This window comes from Gallibacterium genomosp. 1 (assembly GCF_001678575.1).
Lineage (GTDB): Bacteria > Pseudomonadota > Gammaproteobacteria > Enterobacterales > Pasteurellaceae > Gallibacterium.
Window position 1 is genome coordinate 1 of the sequence record NZ_JTJP01000012.1, and the last position, 18,451, is coordinate 18,451.

General features: G+C 38.4%; 18 protein-coding genes. 7 read left to right on the plus strand and 11 right to left on the minus strand.

What is annotated here, in order from left to right:
- Window positions 1-206: 206 nt before the first annotated feature.
- The 5 genes from yggU to yihI are packed head-to-tail and all read right to left on the minus strand — an operon-like array spanning window position 207 to window position 3,464.
- Window positions 207-494 carry a DUF167 family protein YggU gene (gene yggU / locus QV04_RS03225; RefSeq protein WP_013745317.1) on the minus strand — a complete coding sequence of 96 codons (288 nt, stop codon included), beginning with the start codon at window positions 492-494 and terminating at the stop codon, window positions 207-209.
- Complete coding sequence (locus tag QV04_RS03230) at window positions 494-1,051, minus strand: YggT family protein (protein WP_065233152.1); 558 nt, start codon at window positions 1,049-1,051, stop codon at window positions 494-496. The genes yggU and QV04_RS03230 overlap by 1 nt, the downstream gene beginning before the upstream one ends.
- A gap of 15 nt (window positions 1,052-1,066) precedes the next feature.
- Window positions 1,067-2,434, minus strand: coding sequence for an oxygen-independent coproporphyrinogen III oxidase (hemN, locus tag QV04_RS03235; protein WP_065230933.1), 1,368 nt, complete (start codon window positions 2,432-2,434; stop codon window positions 1,067-1,069).
- A gap of 22 nt (window positions 2,435-2,456) precedes the next feature.
- Window positions 2,457-2,891 carry a DUF2489 domain-containing protein gene (locus QV04_RS03240; RefSeq protein ID WP_065230934.1) on the minus strand — a complete coding sequence of 145 codons (435 nt, stop codon included), beginning with the start codon at window positions 2,889-2,891 and terminating at the stop codon, window positions 2,457-2,459.
- A 6-nt stretch (window positions 2,892-2,897) separates the two neighbouring features.
- Window positions 2,898-3,464: a Der GTPase-activating protein YihI gene (gene yihI, locus QV04_RS03245; RefSeq protein ID WP_065230935.1), complete on the minus strand. Its 567-nt coding sequence runs from the start codon at window positions 3,462-3,464 to the stop codon at window positions 2,898-2,900.
- Between the two features lie 119 nt (window positions 3,465-3,583).
- Between yihI and QV04_RS03250 the strand changes: the two genes are divergently transcribed.
- Window positions 3,584-4,075 (plus strand): hypothetical protein, encoded by a 492-nt coding sequence (locus QV04_RS03250; RefSeq protein ID WP_065230936.1) that lies wholly within the window; start codon window positions 3,584-3,586, stop codon window positions 4,073-4,075.
- A gap of 112 nt (window positions 4,076-4,187) precedes the next feature.
- Complete coding sequence (gene gyrB, locus QV04_RS03255) at window positions 4,188-6,608, plus strand: DNA topoisomerase (ATP-hydrolyzing) subunit B (RefSeq protein ID WP_065230937.1); 2,421 nt, start codon at window positions 4,188-4,190, stop codon at window positions 6,606-6,608.
- Window positions 6,609-6,694: 86 nt separating this feature from the next.
- Here gyrB and QV04_RS03260 read toward each other — a convergent pair whose 3' ends face one another.
- The 6 genes from QV04_RS03260 to QV04_RS03285 all read right to left on the minus strand — a co-directional run bounded on the left by QV04_RS03260 (window position 6,695) and on the right by QV04_RS03285 (window position 13,605).
- Complete coding sequence (locus QV04_RS03260) at window positions 6,695-8,182, minus strand: UxaA family hydrolase (RefSeq protein WP_065230938.1); 1,488 nt, start codon at window positions 8,180-8,182, stop codon at window positions 6,695-6,697.
- 8 nt (window positions 8,183-8,190) lie between these two features.
- Window positions 8,191-9,642 carry a tagaturonate reductase gene (locus QV04_RS03265; RefSeq protein WP_065230939.1) on the minus strand — a complete coding sequence of 484 codons (1,452 nt, stop codon included), beginning with the start codon at window positions 9,640-9,642 and terminating at the stop codon, window positions 8,191-8,193.
- Between the two features lie 16 nt (window positions 9,643-9,658).
- Window positions 9,659-10,951: a TRAP transporter large permease gene (locus QV04_RS03270; RefSeq protein ID WP_039090043.1), complete on the minus strand. Its 1,293-nt coding sequence runs from the start codon at window positions 10,949-10,951 to the stop codon at window positions 9,659-9,661.
- Window positions 10,948-11,442 (minus strand): TRAP transporter small permease, encoded by a 495-nt coding sequence (locus tag QV04_RS03275; protein ID WP_018346132.1) that lies wholly within the window; start codon window positions 11,440-11,442, stop codon window positions 10,948-10,950. Before QV04_RS03275 ends, QV04_RS03270 begins: the two co-directional genes overlap by 4 nt.
- A gap of 54 nt (window positions 11,443-11,496) precedes the next feature.
- Window positions 11,497-12,483 carry a C4-dicarboxylate TRAP transporter substrate-binding protein gene (locus QV04_RS03280; protein WP_018346131.1) on the minus strand — a complete coding sequence of 329 codons (987 nt, stop codon included), beginning with the start codon at window positions 12,481-12,483 and terminating at the stop codon, window positions 11,497-11,499.
- Between the two features lie 117 nt (window positions 12,484-12,600).
- Window positions 12,601-13,605 carry a zinc-binding alcohol dehydrogenase family protein gene (locus QV04_RS03285; RefSeq protein WP_013745305.1) on the minus strand — a complete coding sequence of 335 codons (1,005 nt, stop codon included), beginning with the start codon at window positions 13,603-13,605 and terminating at the stop codon, window positions 12,601-12,603.
- Between the two features lie 146 nt (window positions 13,606-13,751).
- Here QV04_RS03285 and QV04_RS03290 point away from each other — a divergent pair, with 146 nt between their 5' ends.
- From QV04_RS03290 to ftsI, 5 genes are all read left to right on the plus strand, one after another.
- Entirely contained in the window at window positions 13,752-14,663 is a 912-nt protein-coding gene (locus tag QV04_RS03290) for a GntR family transcriptional regulator (RefSeq protein ID WP_013745304.1), read from the plus strand.
- A gap of 229 nt (window positions 14,664-14,892) precedes the next feature.
- Window positions 14,893-15,351 carry a division/cell wall cluster transcriptional repressor MraZ gene (mraZ, locus tag QV04_RS03295; protein WP_013745303.1) on the plus strand — a complete coding sequence of 153 codons (459 nt, stop codon included), beginning with the start codon at window positions 14,893-14,895 and terminating at the stop codon, window positions 15,349-15,351.
- Window positions 15,352-15,363: 12 nt separating this feature from the next.
- On the plus strand, window positions 15,364-16,329 hold the full coding sequence (rsmH, locus tag QV04_RS03300; protein WP_065230940.1) for a 16S rRNA (cytosine(1402)-N(4))-methyltransferase RsmH: 966 nt from the start codon (window positions 15,364-15,366) through the stop codon (window positions 16,327-16,329).
- On the plus strand, window positions 16,326-16,646 hold the full coding sequence (gene ftsL / locus QV04_RS03305) for a cell division protein FtsL (RefSeq protein ID WP_039133832.1): 321 nt from the start codon (window positions 16,326-16,328) through the stop codon (window positions 16,644-16,646). The genes rsmH and ftsL overlap by 4 nt, the downstream gene beginning before the upstream one ends.
- Window positions 16,647-16,666: 20 nt before the next feature.
- On the plus strand, window positions 16,667-18,442 hold the full coding sequence (gene ftsI, locus QV04_RS03310) for a peptidoglycan glycosyltransferase FtsI (RefSeq protein WP_065230941.1): 1,776 nt from the start codon (window positions 16,667-16,669) through the stop codon (window positions 18,440-18,442).
- Window positions 18,443-18,451: the final 9 nt, after the last annotated feature.

The following is an 18,451-nucleotide window of genomic DNA, read 5'->3' on the forward strand; positions in this document are numbered from 1 at the left end:
AAAAACTTTCTTAGTTTAAAAAAAAAAAAAAAAAAACAAGGGGTTGGCTTCAAAAAGATAAAATTTTTAATGGTGAAATAGTGGCAGAAGAAAAGAATTTTTTGAAAAAAAGCGATCCTTGTGATCGTTGTTTCAGTACGGATTTAAGCGAGAATAATGACAACTAACGCCGTAGGTCAGATAAGAATCTGAATAAAATCGGAGTGCTATTCAAGTAGATCCAGAATAGGCTGGGGAATTTGTTCGGGAGAGGGAATAAAAACCTGCTTATGTCGGCTTAATTCGCCTTTGCGTAATTCAATTTGTGTTTTGGCGACTTTAAATTGTTTGCTAAGAAATTTAAGCAAATGGGCATTGGCTTTGCCGTCAATAGGCGGTGCGGTAATAGTGATTTTCAATTCATCGCCATATAAGCCGACAATTTGATCCTTGCCGGCTTTGGGTTGCAGGATAATGTTTAACAACAGCCCATTTTCAGTACGATTGACTGCCATTACGCAATCATCCAAAGTTGACCAAAGAGATCAAGCAATACGTTATTGAGTAGAATCAGGATAATCCCTAATACCATTACTGAAAAATCAAGCATTCCGGTGCGTGGTAAAATACGGCGGATCGGTGCCAGCAACGGTTCACTGATTTGATATAACACATAATCTAACGGATTGCCGCCACGACTGAACCAGCTTAAAATAGCTCGTAAAAAGATTGCCCAAAAGATCATTTCCCCCCACGCTTTAACGACGGAAAGTACACCTAATAATAGAACATAAGGAAGTTCTAAGGAAAGATGTCCGGAAACAACAAAATAGAGTAAAGGTAGTTTGATTGCTCCTAGAATAAAAGCAACTAAAACTGCTGCAAAATCAATGCCATATTTTATTGGTACGAGCTTACGTAACGGTAATAACACTGGTTGTGTTAATTTAACTAATGTTTGCGAAAGCGGATTGTAGAAGTCAACTTTGCAATATTGCAACCAGACTTTTGCGACTAAAATAAAAATATAGATGCCAATAACGGTTTGAACGATAAATTGTAAAGTATTCATCCGAAATCCTTTTGATTAAATAATACGTGAAAATTGCTGACGTTTCGCTTGCTGACGAGAGTAAGTATCAAAACACATACAGATGTTACGAATTAATAGACGACCTTTTGATGAAACAGTAATACTTTCATCATCAATGCTAAGTAATCCATCTTCAACTAAAGGCGCAAGCAGAGCCAAATCTTCAGCAAAATGTTGTTTAAAGTTGATTTGATATTGTTGTTCGATAACTTCAAATTTTAATTTGAAGTTACAAATTAATGCTTTAATTACATCACGCCGTAAGCAATCTTCACGTGTCATTACTAAACCTTTGTTTAAAGCAATACCGCGAGTCTCAATGTCGGCATAGTAACTTTTTAATTCTTTTTGGTTTTGTGCGTAACTGTCACCTAATAAGCTGATGGCGGAAACCCCCATTCCCAACAAATCACACTCTTCCTGAGTGGTGTAGCCTTGGAAATTACGATGTAAAACACCATTCGCTTGTGCAATAGCTAACTCATCATTCGGTTTTGCAAAGTGATCCATTCCGATGAATTTATAACCTGAATTGGTCAAAAATTCGATAGTATTTTGCAGAATAGATAATTTTGTTTCTGGTGAAGGTAGCATTTCCTGTTTAATTTTATGCTGCCCAGCAAAACGAGTTGGCAAATGTGCATAATTGAATACGCTTAAGCGATCAGGGTTCAATTCAATTACTTTCTGTAAGGTAAACATAAAGCTGTCTAAGGTCTGCAATGGTAAACCGTAAATCAAATCAAGATTGGTAGATTGAAATCCCAGTTCACGCGCGTGATGCATTAAATCAAAAATAAATTGCTCATCTTGCTCACGATTTATTGCTTTTTGAACCTCTTTGTTAAAATCCTGCACGCCCATACTGATGCGGTTGAAACCGATTTTACGTAGGTGATCCAACATAGAAAGTTCAATTTCACGAGGATCCATTTCAATGCTGATTTCTGCTTTTTCATTAATAGTAAAGTAGCGATGTAACATTGACATTAAACGTTCAGATTGCTCTTCAGTTAAATAAGTTGGTGTGCCACCGCCCCAGTGGATTTGAGTAACGGTTCGTTGAGCAAATAAAGAGGAACGAGTTCGGATCTCTTTTTCCAAGTAATCCAAATAGATATCCGCTTTATGTTGGTGGCGTGTAATTACTTTATTACACGCACAGAAATAGCAAAGCTTATGACAGAAAGGAATATGAATATATAATGATAATGGACGCGTTGGATAACGTTCTGCCGCCATAATAAAATCATCATTGTTATAAACTTCATTAAACTCTAACGCAGTAGGATATGAAGTATAGCGCGGCCCTGATTGGTTATATTTTCGAATCAGATTATGATCCCATAAAATTTCTGACATAATAAATACCCACTAATTATGATTATTTAAGACCCTCAAGTAATTGAGGCAACTCCAACTTAATTTGCTTTTCTAATTTTGCTTCTTTACTTTCCCTTGTGAGATCGAGCTTTCTTCTCTCTTTTTTATCTAATGCCTGGCGTTCTTCCTTAACAGGCATATCTTTAACGGTGAGGTAGAGTTCTTGCATCGCTGGGAAAGCATTCAGCTGAATTTTACCATAAGCTTCTAACAATGGTTTTAAGCGTAACACACCCTCGGAATGATTGCATTCATCACTCAACATTGCTTTGGCGATAATTTCGATACTTTCTAACAATCGATTCATTCGTTGTTGATAAGCCTGCTGTAACAAGCGTTTCTGCTTTTTAATGGCAAGCAGTAACCAAACAAGATAGCTTGCCATTGCAATGATAATGACACAGCCGATAATTAATAGTAATACTGAAATATTCATTGTAATTTATTTAAATTGGTTGATATTGATTTTTTCAAATTGATAGTAAAGATCCTGCTCATCGTCATCTTCCGGCTCAATACCTAATTCTGCTATTAATTCGTCAATACGATCTAAACATTGATCAACGAATTCTTGATCTTTCTTCGAAAGTTTTGCTCCCGCTTCGAGTTGATCAAGCAATTGATTCAGAATTTCGTTATTTTCCAATTCAAATAATTCCTGTTCGGCGGAACGCTCTTTTTTCGGACGAATGACAATCTCAATGGGTTCAGCGGATCTGTTTTGTTGCTGATTCACTTCTTCCACAATGAGTGGGATTTTCTTACGGCTGCCGACACGCGGATCTTTTTTGACATTCTCCACAATCATATCCGCTTTTTCAGCGTTAGCATAACGGCTGCCGGAAGGGCGACCTTTATGTTTTTTCTTACGTTTTTCTTCCCAAGCCTTGTTATCCAACTCATATCTTGTTGGTTTTTTGCCTTTTTTAGTGCTGGAAATATCGGTTTTATCCTGTTTACGTGCAGGCATTAAATCACTGATTTTTCTTGTTTTTTTCTGACGACTCATAATTAAAAGTTGTTATAAGGATGAATTAAGTTGCGATTATAACACTGAATTGTAAAATTTATCATCCGTTGCTTGAGGTATATTAGTGATTTATTGAATATCAAGGAAAACATAAGACAATGAAAAAAGTATTTTTGATGACAGCGATTTTGTTGCTAGCGGCCTGTGCGCAGCAACACGAGGCAAAGCCGGTGATTGATCTGCCACAAGAGCAGCTGGTGAAAAGCACTTATGCACCGGTTTATCAGGCGACACAGCAGACTTATCAAGGACGAGTCAATCAGCATTTTAATGTTGATTCTTTTGCACACGGTGTTGTTGATTGGTTTAACGGCAAATATAAACAGCCGATTTCCGAGCTAAAACATCAGCTTTATGATCAGGGAAAAGGTTTTGACGGCTATATTTACGATTATTACAGCGGCATTATTTTTGCAGCTGATTTACAGACCAATTTTCAACGTTTGAATTGTTGGCAACAAGTTGACATTCCGACATTGGAACAGGCAATTTATGATGCATTACGAGATATGAAAAATCAAACCCCATCCCATAATCGAAGTTGGTTAGATCAATTCAGCGAACAATTTGCACGGCAATGCCTGAGTTAAGGCATTGTTTCTCCAGAAAACAAGGGTGATAAAATCGGTATGTTCTAGGATTTAAAGCCCTTTTCTGCTATAATTCAGACTAATTTTTTGAATAAAACTAGAGATAATAATTATGTCAAATCAAACGTCAAATTCTTACGATTCATCAAGTATTAAAGTTTTAAAAGGGCTTGATGCGGTGCGTAAACGTCCGGGTATGTATATCGGCGACACCGATGATGGTACAGGTTTACACCATATGGTGTTTGAGGTCGTTGATAATGCGATTGATGAAGCTTTAGCCGGTTATTGTAAAGACATTATCGTGACTATTCACGAAGATAATTCTGTATCCGTGCAGGATGACGGGCGAGGTATTCCGGTTGGTATTCACGAAGAAGAAGGCGTTTCTGCAGCGGAAGTAATTATGACGGTATTGCACGCTGGCGGTAAATTTGACGACAACTCTTATAAAGTTTCAGGCGGTTTGCATGGCGTAGGGGTGTCGGTGGTAAATGCACTTTCCGACAAGTTACAGCTAACCATTCGCCGTGAAGGACACGTTCACGAACAATTTTACCGTCTAGGTGAACCACAGGCACCGTTGGCGGTTATCGGTGAGAGTGATAAAACCGGAACTACTGTGCGTTTCTGGCCAAGTCCGTCTATTTTCAGCGACACAGAATTCCAATATGAGGTCTTATCTAAACGCTTGCGTGAGCTTTCATTTTTGAATTCAGGCGTATCCATTCGTTTAATTGATTTACGCACTAACCGTTCTGATCACTTTCATTATGAAGGTGGAATTCAAGCATTTGTGGAATATTTAAACAAAAATAAAAATCCAATTCATAGCAAACCGTTCTATCTTAACACTGAGAAAGATGGCATCGGTGTGGAAGTGGCATTGCAGTGGAATGACGGTTTCCAAGAAAATTTATACTGTTTCACTAACAATATTCCACAACGTGATGGTGGAACTCACTTAGCCGGTTTTCGTGCAGCGATGACCCGTACCCTTAATAACTATATGGAAAAAGAGGGTTACAACAAAAAATCGAAAGTGGCAATGGCAGGAGATGATGCTCGTGAAGGATTAGTTGCGATTGTTTCCGTTAAAGTACCAGACCCGAAATTTTCATCACAAACTAAAGATAAATTGGTTTCTTCAGAGGTGAAAAGTGTAGTCGAATCCGCTGTTGGTGAGCGTTTGCAAGAATATTTATTAGAAAATCCGAACGATGCCAAAATTATTGTCGGCAAAATTATTGATGCGGCTCGAGCAAGAGAAGCGGCACGTAAAGCCAGAGAGATGACTCGCCGTAAAGGTGCATTGGATTTGGGTGGTTTGCCGGGTAAATTGGCGGATTGTCAGGAACGTGATCCGGCATTGTCAGAACTCTACATTGTGGAAGGGGATTCCGCTGGTGGTTCTGCTAAACAGGGACGTAATCGTAAAAATCAGGCGATTTTGCCGCTAAAAGGAAAAATATTAAATGTTGAAAAGGCCCGTTTTGACAGAATGCTCTCTTCTCAAGAAGTGGCGGCATTGATTACCGCATTGGGCTGTGGCATTGGACGTGATGAGTATAATCCGGACAAATTGCGTTACCACAGCATTATTATTATGACCGATGCGGATGTGGACGGCTCACATATTCGTACCTTGTTATTAACTTTCTTCTATCGTCAAATGCCGGAGTTGATCGAACGTGGACACGTTTATATTGCTCAACCGCCACTTTACAAAGTGAAGAAAGGTAAACAGGAACAATATATTAAAGATGACGATGCAATGACCCAATATGAATTGGCGATTGCGTTGGATGGAGCGGCGTTATATGTCAATCCGACCGCACCGGCAATGCAAGGTTTGCCGTTGGAGAATTTGGTCGCAGAATATAACCGTGTAAATAAAATGATTAACCGAGTATCTCGCCGTTATCCGGCAGCAATTTTGCGCGAGTTGATTTATCAGGATGATTTAACACCGGCACTAATGCAGCAAGAGGAAGCCGTGAAAAGCTGGGTGGATACATTGGTGGCAACCTTGGTTCGCAAAGAACAGCACGGTACCCATTATTCTGCGAAAGTACAATACAATGCAGAACGTCATTTATATGAACCGGTGATCACTGTGCGCACTCACGGCATTGATACCGATCACGCCTTGGATTTCCATTTTATCGAAGGCAGTGAATATGCACTATTGTTGAAACTTGGCCATCAATTACGCAATCTGCTTGAAGAGGGGGCTTATGTTACTCGTGGCGAACGCCGCTTGAATGTTAGCTCATTTGAACAAGCAATTGACTGGTTAGTGAAAGAGTCGCGTCGTGGCTTGTCCGTACAGCGTTATAAAGGATTGGGTGAAATGAATCCGGAACAGTTATGGGAAACCACAATGGATCCGGAAGCACGTCGTATGTTAAAAGTGTCCATTCGTGATGCAGTGGCAGCAGATCAAATCTTCACTACTTTAATGGGCGATGAAGTTGAACCGCGCCGTGATTTCATTGAAACCAATGCATTGCACGCGAATTTAGATATTTAATCGTGAACCACCATTAAAAATGCGGCATAACTTACACAAAATGTAGGTTATGCCGTTTTTGTATTGGGTTGTTTGTGAAATATCTTTTACAAGGTTACGCCACTCTTAAAGATTGCTAACTCTCTGAATTGATTGATTTCGTTTTTAGTCGGTTTTCCGTTCACGATTTCAACCACATTGTTGATAAAATCGTCCAATAACTGGCTCATATCAACATCTTCAACTAAACGTCCGGCATTGAAGTCGATCCAGTTGCGTTTGCGTTGCGCTAATTCACTGTTAGTGGCAATTTTCATTGTTGGTACAAAACCGCCGTATGGTGTGCCGCGACCGGTGGTGAACAACACCATATGACAGCCGGCGGCTGCCAACGCACTGGTGGCAACCGCATCGTTCCCCGGCGCCGTTAATAGATTTAAACCGGCTTTGCAGAGGCGTTCACCATATTTCAACACATCAACCACTTGGCTATGACCGGCTTTTTGGGTGCAGCCGAGCGATTTATCTTCCAATGTGGTAATGCCACCTGATTTATTTCCCGGAGAAGGATTTTCATAAATCGGTTGATGATGGGAGATAAAATAGTGTTTAAAGCCGTTTACCATTGCAACCGTTTTATCGAAAGTTTGTTGGTCGCGGCAGTGGCTCATCAAAATGCGTTCTGCACCAAACATTTCCGGCACTTCGGTCAATACGGTCGTTCCGCCGTGAGCGGTTAAGTAATCAGAAAAGTTGCCTAACAAAGGGTTGGCAGTAATACCGGACAAACCATCAGAACCGCCACATTCTAAACCGAATTTCACTTCGCTTAATTTCCCTGCTTGGCGGCGATCATTGCGCATTTGTTGATAGAGTTGCTGCAATAATTCCAATCCGGCTTCTACCTCATCTTCAAAATGTTGCGATACCATAAATTTCACACGTTGAGGATCGTAATCGCCCAAAGTTTCCCGAAAGGCATCAATTTGGTTATTTTCACATCCAAGACCGATCACCAATACGGCGCCGGCATTAGGATGTTTAACCATATTTTGTAACATCACTTTGGTGTTTTGATGGTCATCACCAAGTTGTGAACAACCATAACTGTGAGAAAAGGTGAATACGCCATCAATGTCATCAGCCGGATTTTGTTGCAAAAATCGTTGGCGAATTTGATTAGCGATGCCGACCACACAACCGACAGTCGGGATAATCCAAAGTTCGTTACGAATGGCAACGTCACCATTGGCACGGCGATAGATCTGCACTTCACGATCCGCTTCATTAATGTCAATCGCCGGAAAATTCGGTTGATAGCTATAGTCATTAATATCGTTTAAATTGGTTTTCACATTATGCGTATGCACATAATCACCGCTTGTAATGGCACAGGTAGCGTGTCCAATGGGATAACCATATTTGATAATGTTTTCCTGTGCGGCAATATCTTTTACCGCAAATTTATGTCCACGCGGAATATCCTGTTTTAGTCTGATTTCCTTATCTGCAAGATGAATAACAGTGCCTGCACTTAAATTTTGTAGCGCAACGGCAACATTATCCTGAGCTTGAATTTGAATAAACTGCTTCATAATCGCTCCTAACAATATTGTGATAATGCGTTACGCATTCCTTTTGCGAGAATAGCATCCAATTTTTCGGTAACATCGTCCACTAAGTCAGGAAGTTGAGTTAAATCCTGTTGCCAATGTTCGGTTTGGCTCAAGACGTTTTGCACTAACTGTTTAGTGGAGAGCGTTTGTTGCTGCCATTGTTGCCACCAATCTGCAAAATGATCCAACCAAATTTGATCATCCTTCAATGGAATAGCTTGTTGATCTCGTTTACCGCGATAAAAAGCAATCAACGCCGCTAAAGCGAAGGTTAAACGCACCGGTAATTTTTGATATTTTTGCTGATAAGCCAATAATTGCGGCAAAATACGCGTGCGGTATTTAGTCATACTGTTAAGCGAAATTGATAACAGTGCGTGCTGAATAAACGGATTTTGGAAACGTCCGATGACCGCATCGGCAAAATGTTGCAACTCGTCTTGTGGCAATGAGAGCACCGGTATAATTTCTTGCGCTAAAGTATCGATCACAAATTGGCGTAGTTGTTGATCCTGCATTGCATCACCGACATAATCCACGCCGGCAAGGTATGCAACCGGAACTAATGATGTATGCGCGCCGTTTAAAATGGCGACCTTGCGTTCTTTATAAGGTTTGATGTCATCCACAACCAATATATTTAATTTGAGTTGATCCTGACGGAACAATTTTTCTAAAGATTTCGGACCTTGAATGACAAACAGATAAAAATATTCGGCGGTATCTAAGAATTGATCCTGATAACCGAGTTCGTTAGTAAGCTGTTCCACTTCATTACGAGGATAACCGGTAACAATACGATCGACCAAAGTGGAGCAGAACGTATTCGCCTGTTCTAGCCAATCGATAAATTGAGCTGGTAGTTGCCATTCTTGGGCATAACGAAGTACCAGACGTTTTAATTCTACGCCGTTATAATCGATTAATTCACACGGCAATAAAATAAAACCTTGGCTCTTGTCGCCATTGACTACCTTGAAGCGTTCATAGAGAAGTTGCGTTAATTTTGCCGGGTAACTTAGTGCCGGGCGATCGGTTAATTTATCACCTTCGTGATAGCTAATGCCGGCTTCAGTGGTATTAGAAAAAATTACTTTAATATCAAGGTTATGTGCTAATTGAAGGTAATCATCAAATTGTTGATAAGGGTTAATTTCATTATTAACTGAACGAATAATGCGGACTTTTTTTACCGCTTCGCCTTTTTCATTTAAGCCACGAATAATGGTGGTATAAAGCCCATCTTGGGTGTTTAATGACGGCGGAAAATCGGTATTAATCGGGCGCACAATAGTTACACCGCTATTAAAATCAGTTTTTTCATTTAATAAATCAATTTGCCAATCAATAAAAGCACGTAAAAAATTGCCTTCACCAAATTGAATAATTTTTGTTGGATATTGATTTCCCGGAAAGTTTGTACGGTTGAGTTGTTTCATAATTTATTGTCCTTCATTAATTTGCAATTCCATAAACAAGGTTTGGTAACCAAATGCTGATAGATGGAATATAAGTAAGTAGTATTAATTCAAAGATGAGCAGTCCCCAAAAAGGAATGACATCTTTAATAAATTTTTCGATTGGTACTTCTGTGATAGAACAAGTAGTAAACATTACTGTGCCTAATGGCGGAGTGATGGTTCCTATTGCTCCATTGAAAATAAACACGATACCGAAATGAATAGGGTCTATACCATATGAATTGGCGATTGGCGCAAGTAACGGTGCAAGCACGATCATAATGGCATTGCCTTCAAGAAACATACCTAAAATCAGTAATGAAATATTAACTAACATAAGGAATGTGATTGGGCTATCAACAACAGTTGTCATCCATTGAGCTAATGCTTGAGGAACACGTTCCCAAGTTAAAAATTTAGAGAAAGCAACAGCCATACAAATAATCAATAAGACATTGGCTGCACCTAAAGCTGATTCTCTTGTTGCCAACCAAAGTTGTTTTATATCCATATTCCTATAGATTAAAGTTCCTAAAATAATGGCATAAATGACAGCAACGGCACCTGCTTCGGTAGGTGTAAAAACGCCCATTCTAATACCGCCAATAATGATGATTGGTAATAATAATGCGAGAACAGCATCTTTAGCGGAGAGTGCAATTTCTTTGCAGCTTGCTCTTTTTTCCCTAATTGGTAAATATCCTCTTTTTTTAGAAATGATTGAGACCAAAATCATCATCATAATGCAGAGTAATGTTCCTGGGATAATGCCGGCTAAGAATAATCTGCCAATAGATACATTATTCACATAGCCGTAAATAATCATTGCAATACCTGGCGGAATAATCGGAGTAATTAGTGAGCCAGCTGCGGTAACAGCGGCAGAAAATGAAGCACTATAACCACGAGCAACCATTTGTGGCACTAACAGTTTTGAATTCATTGCGGCATCGGCAATATTTGAGCCAGATAGACCACCCATTAATGTACTTAATGCCACATTAACTTGAGCTAATCCACCATTCATATGTCCGGTTAGAACTTCACAAAATTTTAGTAATCTTGCACTAATACCGGTGTGATTCATAAAAACACCTGCCATAATAAAGAATGGTATTGCCAATAAAGTGACAGACTCTAAACCTCCGGCTAAACGTTGAATAAGCATAATCATTGGTAGATCACTCATCAAAAAATAGCAGAGTGTGGAAATGAAAATACAAAATGCAACAGGAGTTCCTATAACAAAAAGAATTAACAAAATTGTAATAGGGATAACTACGCTCATAATTTACTCCTATGATTAATTCTGAAGTAATAGACAATCTTTCTGATCTCGTAATAAAGCATAAAGCAGGCACTAATTGGAATAATTGCATAAATAGCGAGATAAGAAATATGTAGTGTTGGTGTAAAACGCACCTTGGACATTGGTAATAATTTGAATCCTAAATAGATCATAAAAACTAACGCAAAGATCATAATGCAAGGCTGTATAACGCCATCGATAAAGTTTGCTATTTTGTGAGGAAGTTTGCTTAACAGGAAATCAATGCGAATAAGTTCATTATTTTTACATAAGGCACTTGATGCTAAAAATGTAAACCAAATAAAGAACACAACACACATTTCTTCTACCCAGGCACTAGGCGAATTAAGAAAATAGCGCATAATAACTCCGTAGCCTGAAAGTAGAACGATTAATGCTAAGAAAAATGATGCGAGGATTTCATCAATATCACTAAGCCAAAATTTCTTTTGTTGGGGTTGTTGATTCATAAATCCCTCCAAAGTTAAAAAACGGCGTGATGGACACGCCGTGTATCAAAGTTATTAATAAGTTTCTAATTGAGCTTGGATATTTTTATATAAGTTAGGAGTCCACTCAGGGAATGCTTCTTGTATTTTGCTTCTTACAGTATCGGAAAATGCTTTGATATCCACTTGGTTAATTTTCACTCCTGCTTTGCGAAGGTTTTCGATTGCTTCTTTCTCTGCGGTTTGTACTTGATTGGCTCCAAAAACAACCATCTCGTTACCTGAATCAATAATAATTTTTTGTTGTTCCGGGGTTAGTGTATCCCAAAACGCAGTTCCCACTACAAAAGGAGACATATGGGTTGAATGTGCGGTGAGATTTAGATTTTTTGCAACTTCAAAAAATTTGCCACCATAAAGTACGGCTGGTGGATTTTCTAATCCATCAATAATTCCTTCAGACAAACCAGGGTAAACATCTGATAGTGACATAGGAGTAGGTACTCCACCCATAGCTTTTATTGTTTGTAAAGGTACTCTAGAATGCTGAACTCTTATTTTCATACCTTTCAAATCTTCCGGTTTAGTAACCGGTTTTTTAGTCAATAGATGACGAGTTCCATAGATGACATCTGGGATAACGATATGAATATTTTGTTTATCTAATTGCTCACTAAGTCCTTTAAACCAATCGGAATGTAGAAGTTTAGATTTTTTCTCAAAAGATTGAGATAAGTACGGAGCATTGATAACACCTAAGTCAGGAACGATATCCATTAATGCTCCATAGTCACTAATGGTAATAATATTAGCTCCAAAACGAGCTTGTTCTAACACTTCTGTTTCGCTCCCAAGTTGGCTAGAAGGGAATAATTTAAAGATAATGTCGCCATTAGATTTTTCTTTAACTTTATCAGCCCAGAAATGCATTGCTTTATCAATCGGTTCGCCCGGTTGGTTACCATAAGCAATCATAATTTCTGTAGCAGAGAAAGCATTAACAGAAAGGGTAAATAGTCCTAAAGATAGTAGGGTTGTTAATGGTTTTTTGAATAAACGCATAATTTTCCTCACTTAGTTTTGGGTGGTTTGTAAATTTTGGTGTTATCAGGTTGAACAGGAACCCAACAACATAATGTGATAAAAACAGCTAAATTATGATTTTTATCTGTTTTTTATTTAATAAGTAACAACACTTTTTATTAAATCTTTATTATTTACTACTTGCTCTTCAAAAACTTCTGCAAGTTGATCAAATTTAAAAGTATGAGTTAGCATCATTGCAGCACTTAATTTTCCTTGTGCCATAAGGGATTGTACTTTTTCAAAATCTTCTGGAGTTGCATTACGGCTTCCTAAAAGGGTAGTTTCTTTTTTATGGAAATCAGGATCGTGGATGGAGAAATCTCCTTTAAATAAACCGACAAAAACAATTCTGCCACCGTGGCGGATGAGATTTACATCATTATTCATTGCCTTTTGATTACCAGTGGCATCAATGACAATAAGAGGTAATTTCCCGTTAAAGAAGTTTTCCACTTTTTCATCAATTGGATTAAAGGCTGGAAGTTTAAGCTGTGTTTTAATATGTTCTCTTCTTTCAGCACTGGTATCAGCAATAGCGACATTTGCCCCATCAGCAGCTGCGATTGCAGCAGCACCAAGACCAATAGGACCGGCACCAACGATTAAAACATCATCTCCGGCTTTAATTTCTGCTCGGCGAACTGCGTGAGCACTGATTGCAAAAGGTTCTATTAATGCAGCAGTGATATCATCAACTTGATCATCTATAGCTAGGATATTTCTAGCAGGGGCAGCAAGATATTCGCTAAATGCGCCATCTTCGTGAACACCAATAACAGAAATTTTTTCACAGCAGTTTGTGCGTCCGTTTCGGCAAGCATCACACTCACCACAAGAAACATAAGGAATCAGTGCAACTCTTTGACCAACTTTCCATTGAGATACTTTTGAACCAATGTCAGCAATGATGCCACTAGCTTCGTGTCCTAAAATACGAGGGTAGCTAAAGAAAGGTTGATTTCCTCCAAATGCGTGAATATCTGTTCCGCAAATACCAACAGCAGCAACTTTAAGCAAGACTTGATCTTCTTCGATTGTAGGAGTTGAGAGTTGTTTATATGAAAATTCAAAAGGTTTATTGCAAACTAACGCTTTCATTTTTAATCCTTCTTTTGCTTATTGAAAATTAACAACAGGGCTATTATTTGTGCTTTGCAAAAGAATTTCAGAACTTAGTTGTAGTAATGTGAATAACAAAATGTTTTAATGTTTTTTATGTGTTTTTTATAAAAAGGAAGTCAGAAATGAGTAGAGATTTTGAACTAAGAAATGAAGTCGCTAATCAGGTAATGGATGCTATTTCTGCAAAAGTATTGGATTCACCTTTACCTTCGCAGGTGATTCTTGCCTCTTTATATAACGTTAGTAGAACAACGATTCGTTCTGTTTTATCTGAATTATTGAAAAAAGGTATTTTAGTGAAACAGAATGAAAATTATGTTGTGTCGAGGGAGCCAAGAGAAGAGGATAAATTTAGTTTATTAAAAACAAAGCAAAATGATCCGAAATCTCTTAAAAAAATTGAATCTTACTTTCAAGAAATTGTGAGAACAAAAGTGATTAAACCTGGAGATAAAATTTCAGAGTTATGGTTAGCTAAAAATGCAAATGTTGATATTTTTTCAGTTAGAGCATATCTCATACAATTTTCCAGATTTAATCTTATTAAAAATTTAGGTAGGGGAGAGTGGCAATTGGTCGCATTTACGCCTCATTATGCCGATAAATTATTTGAATTAAGAGAAATGTTGGAATGCCACGCTTTAAATTGCTTTATGAACTTGCCTCAATCAGATGTGAGATGGAGTCAAATGAGAATGTTGCTACAAGAACATAGAGTTCTTCGAGAACATATTTCGGAACAATTTACTGATTTTGCCAAATTGGATCATCAATTTCATTCGATTATTTTATCTGCTGCGGATAACCCCTTTATTAATGATTTTATTGAGCTGATTTCTATAATTTTTAACTTTCATTATCAATGGGATAACAGAGATTTAAAAACAAGAAATATTTTAGCAGTTGAAGAACATTTAGCCGTTTTAGTGAAAATTGTCAGTCAAGACGACTTGGGAGCGATCACAGAACTAAAACGCCATTTAAATACTGCTAAAAAATCTTTGATGAATAGTATCAGATTAGTACATCAGTGATATCTGAACAGGGGTTAATGAAAGAAAAGCATCATCAAATTGATATTGAAATAGCTCATTCAGCAGATAATGAGATTTTTCTTTTCCGACACCCCAAAAATTCTTTGTAAAGATTGAACTAATCGCTTGCAATCAGGGTTTTCAAAGCATAGACTTAGCAAGAAGTGGTAAATTGTGGTAAATAGTGGTAATAAATTCTCTTTTTGGGTTCATTTTATAGGTAGCGAGTATGTTTCGAGGAGCATCGTTGATTAATCTTGATGCAAAAGGGCGTTTGGCGATCCCGACTCGTTATCGTGCAGAATTACAGGAAAAAGAGCAGGGACAATTAATTTGTACTGCCGATATTCGTCAACCTTGCCTTTTACTTTATCCTCTCTCTGAATGGGAAATTATTGAGCAGAAATTACTGCAATTACCGAATTTTGATGAAACTGGACGACGTTTACAACGTGTTATGTTGGGATATGCAACAGAATGCGAGTTGGATAAGACCGGTCGTATATTGCTTAGTCCCGCATTAAGACAACATGCCGCCCTAGAAAAAGAAATTATGCTGGTCGGTCAGCTTAACAAATTTGAGATTTGGCAAGCCGACAGATGGCAGCAGCAAATCGAACAAGACATTCAAATTGGTAGCAGTGGTACGATGGCAACGTCTGAAGAGTTAAAAACTTTGTTTTTATAAGTGAATTTTTATATGGAACAAGTCACCTATTCAGATCCTTCACACTTTACTGTTTTATTGAATGAAGCAGTGGATGGTTTAGCAATCAAGCCGAACGGTATTTATATTGACGGTACTTTCGGTCGTGGCGGTCATTCACGTCGTATTCTCTCCTTGTTAGGCGAACACGGCCGCTTGATTGCGATTGATCGTGATCCACAGGCTATCGCTGCTGCGCAATCCATTCAGGATCCTCGTTTTTCCATAGAACACCACAACTTTTCAGAAATTAATGAAATCTGCGAAAAATATCAGTTAATTGGTAAAATTGACGGTATTTTGTTGGATTTGGGGGTTTCTTCACCGCAACTTGATCAAGCGGAACGCGGCTTCAGTTTTATGCAAGATGGGCCTTTAGATATGCGTATGGATACGACCAAAGGGCTGTCTGCTGCACAATGGCTACAGCAGGTTTCGGAAAGTGATCTTGCTTGGGTGTTAAAAACATTCGGTGAAGAGCGTTTTGCGAAACGTATTGCGAGAAATATTGTTCAATTCAATCAACAAGCTAAATTAAACGGTACAGAACCATTAACCCGCACTCTTCAGTTAGCACAATTAATTGCACAATCGATCCCTGTTAAAGAGAAACATAAACATCCGGCAACTCGTAGTTTTCAGGCTATTCGTATTTTTATTAATAGTGAATTGGAAGAGTTGGAGAAAATTTTAATGGCAGCAATTGATGTGTTGGCACCGCAAGGACGTTTGTCAATTATTAGTTTTCATTCTTTAGAAGATCGTTTAGTTAAACGTTTTATGAAAAAACAGAGCAAAGGTGATGATATTCCAAGAGGCTTGCCGTTGACAGAAGATCAAATTGAACGCAACCAAAAATTGAAAATTATCGGTAAAGCAATTATGCCGAGTGAACAGGAGATTGCAGTAAATAGCCGCTCTCGAAGTGCAGTGTTGCGTGTTGCGGAGAGGTTATTATGATTTTTAATCGTTATGATCGTTATCCGTTATGGCGAATTATTGTGGATGATATCTTTCAAGCTAATAAAACAGTGATGTTGTTGTTGATCGCTTTATTGATTATTGCGGTGTCAACCATTTGGGTAACTCATTTAACTCGTTTAGCGATTAGTGAAAAGAATCAGTTACAGACTGAATATCAGGCATTGCAAAGTGAAGCACTTAATTTGCGTTTGGAAGATAGTGCATTGAGTGATCGCACACGTATTGAGGGAATTGCAAAACAGTTGGGAATGCAATCTACGCAAGATGATCAGGAAGTGTTAATTATTGAATAATTAGAGGACAGTAAATAATAATGGCAAAGGTGAAAAAAAAATCTTCTAGTTATAGTCAGAACTCAAGCAGTTTTGTGAAGGGTAGATACTGGTCTACCATCGTTATTGTCTTGGCTCTATTAGCAGCATTGGTGGCAAGAGCAGCTTATGTGCAGTTGGTGCAATCAGATGTATTAATTTCTGAAGCAAATAAACGTTCACTCCGTACGGAACAAATCCCTTATATTCGCGGTGATATTTTAGATCGTAATGGTGAGTTGCTTTCTGTTAGTGTTGAAAACTATTCTGTAATTGCTGATCCGAAAGAAATTTTCAGTAAAAATTCATTAATGGAAAAAGATCGTTGGCAGCGTTTAGCTGAAGCGTTAAATACTTCATTGAATGGACTTATTTCTCGTTTAAATAAAAACCCTAAATCTCGATTTGTTTATTTAGATCGTCAAATTTCCCCGACGATGGCAAATTATATTCGTGAATTGAAAATTACCGGTGTTTCATTGCAGAAAGAATATCGTCGTTTTTATCCGACAGTTGAAGAATCAGCTCAATTATTGGGTTATACCGATATTGACGGTCAAGGAATTGAAGGCATTGAAAAGAGTTTTAACTCATTGTTGACCGGAAAATCAGGTTTTAAAACATACCGTAAGGATAAATCTGGTAATGTAATTGAAAATATTTCAACTACGCAAAAATATGATGCACACGATGTAACATTAAGTATTGATAAACATTTGCAATCAATGGTATTCCGTGAAATCAAAAAAGCAGTAGCGGAAAATAAAGCAGAATCTGGCACTGCCGTATTGGTTAGTATCAGTACTGGTGAGATTTTGGCTATGGCGACTGCACCTTCGTATAACCCAAACAATATTTTAGGATCACAAGCGGAAATGCGTCGTAATCGAGCAATTACCGATACATTTGAACCGGGGTCTACTGTAAAACCGTTCGTAGTATTAACGGCATTGACGCAGAAAATTGTATCACCGGATACTATTGTAAATACCAAACCATTTGTAGTGAATGGGCATACTATTCGAGATGTTGCCCCGAGAAACGAACTTTCCATTACCGGTATTCTGCAAAAATCGAGTAATGTTGGTGTGAGTCGTTTATCGTTACAAATGCCGATTTCGGTGTTGATGAATACCTATCATAAAGCAGGTTTCGGTATGCCAACCAATTTAGGTTTGGTGGGTGAACAATCTGGAACTTTACCATACAATCGTAAGCGTTGGGCAGATATTGAGCGTGCAACCGTAGCGTATGGTTATGGTTTGACCGTTACGCCACTACAATTGGCTAGAGCTTATGTTACTTTAGGTAGTTTCGGTTTATATCGCCCGTTATCCATTACAAAAGTGGATCCTCCAGTTATTGGTGAACGTATTTATTCAGAAAAAGTGACACGTGAAGTGGTGCATATGATGGAAAGTGTTGCTTTACCTGGAGGAGGGGGTATTGCTGCGGCAGTGCCGGGTTATCGCGTTGCAATTAAAACCGGTACAGCGAAAAAATTGGAAAATGGTCGTTATGTCGATAAATATATTGCGTATACCGCAGGGGTAGCGCCGGCAAGTGATCCGCAATTTGCCTTGGTGATTTTGATTAATAATCCGACCGCCGGTAAATATTATGGTGGTTCGATTTCGGCACCGGTGTTCTCAAAAATTATGGGCCATACTTTAAGAGTGAAGAATATTAAGCCGGACGGTATTGAGGGTGAAACCAAGAGTGCGAAACGCATTGTGCATATCGATTCACTTAAGACAGAAAATCAACGCCATAATTAAGGATAAAGA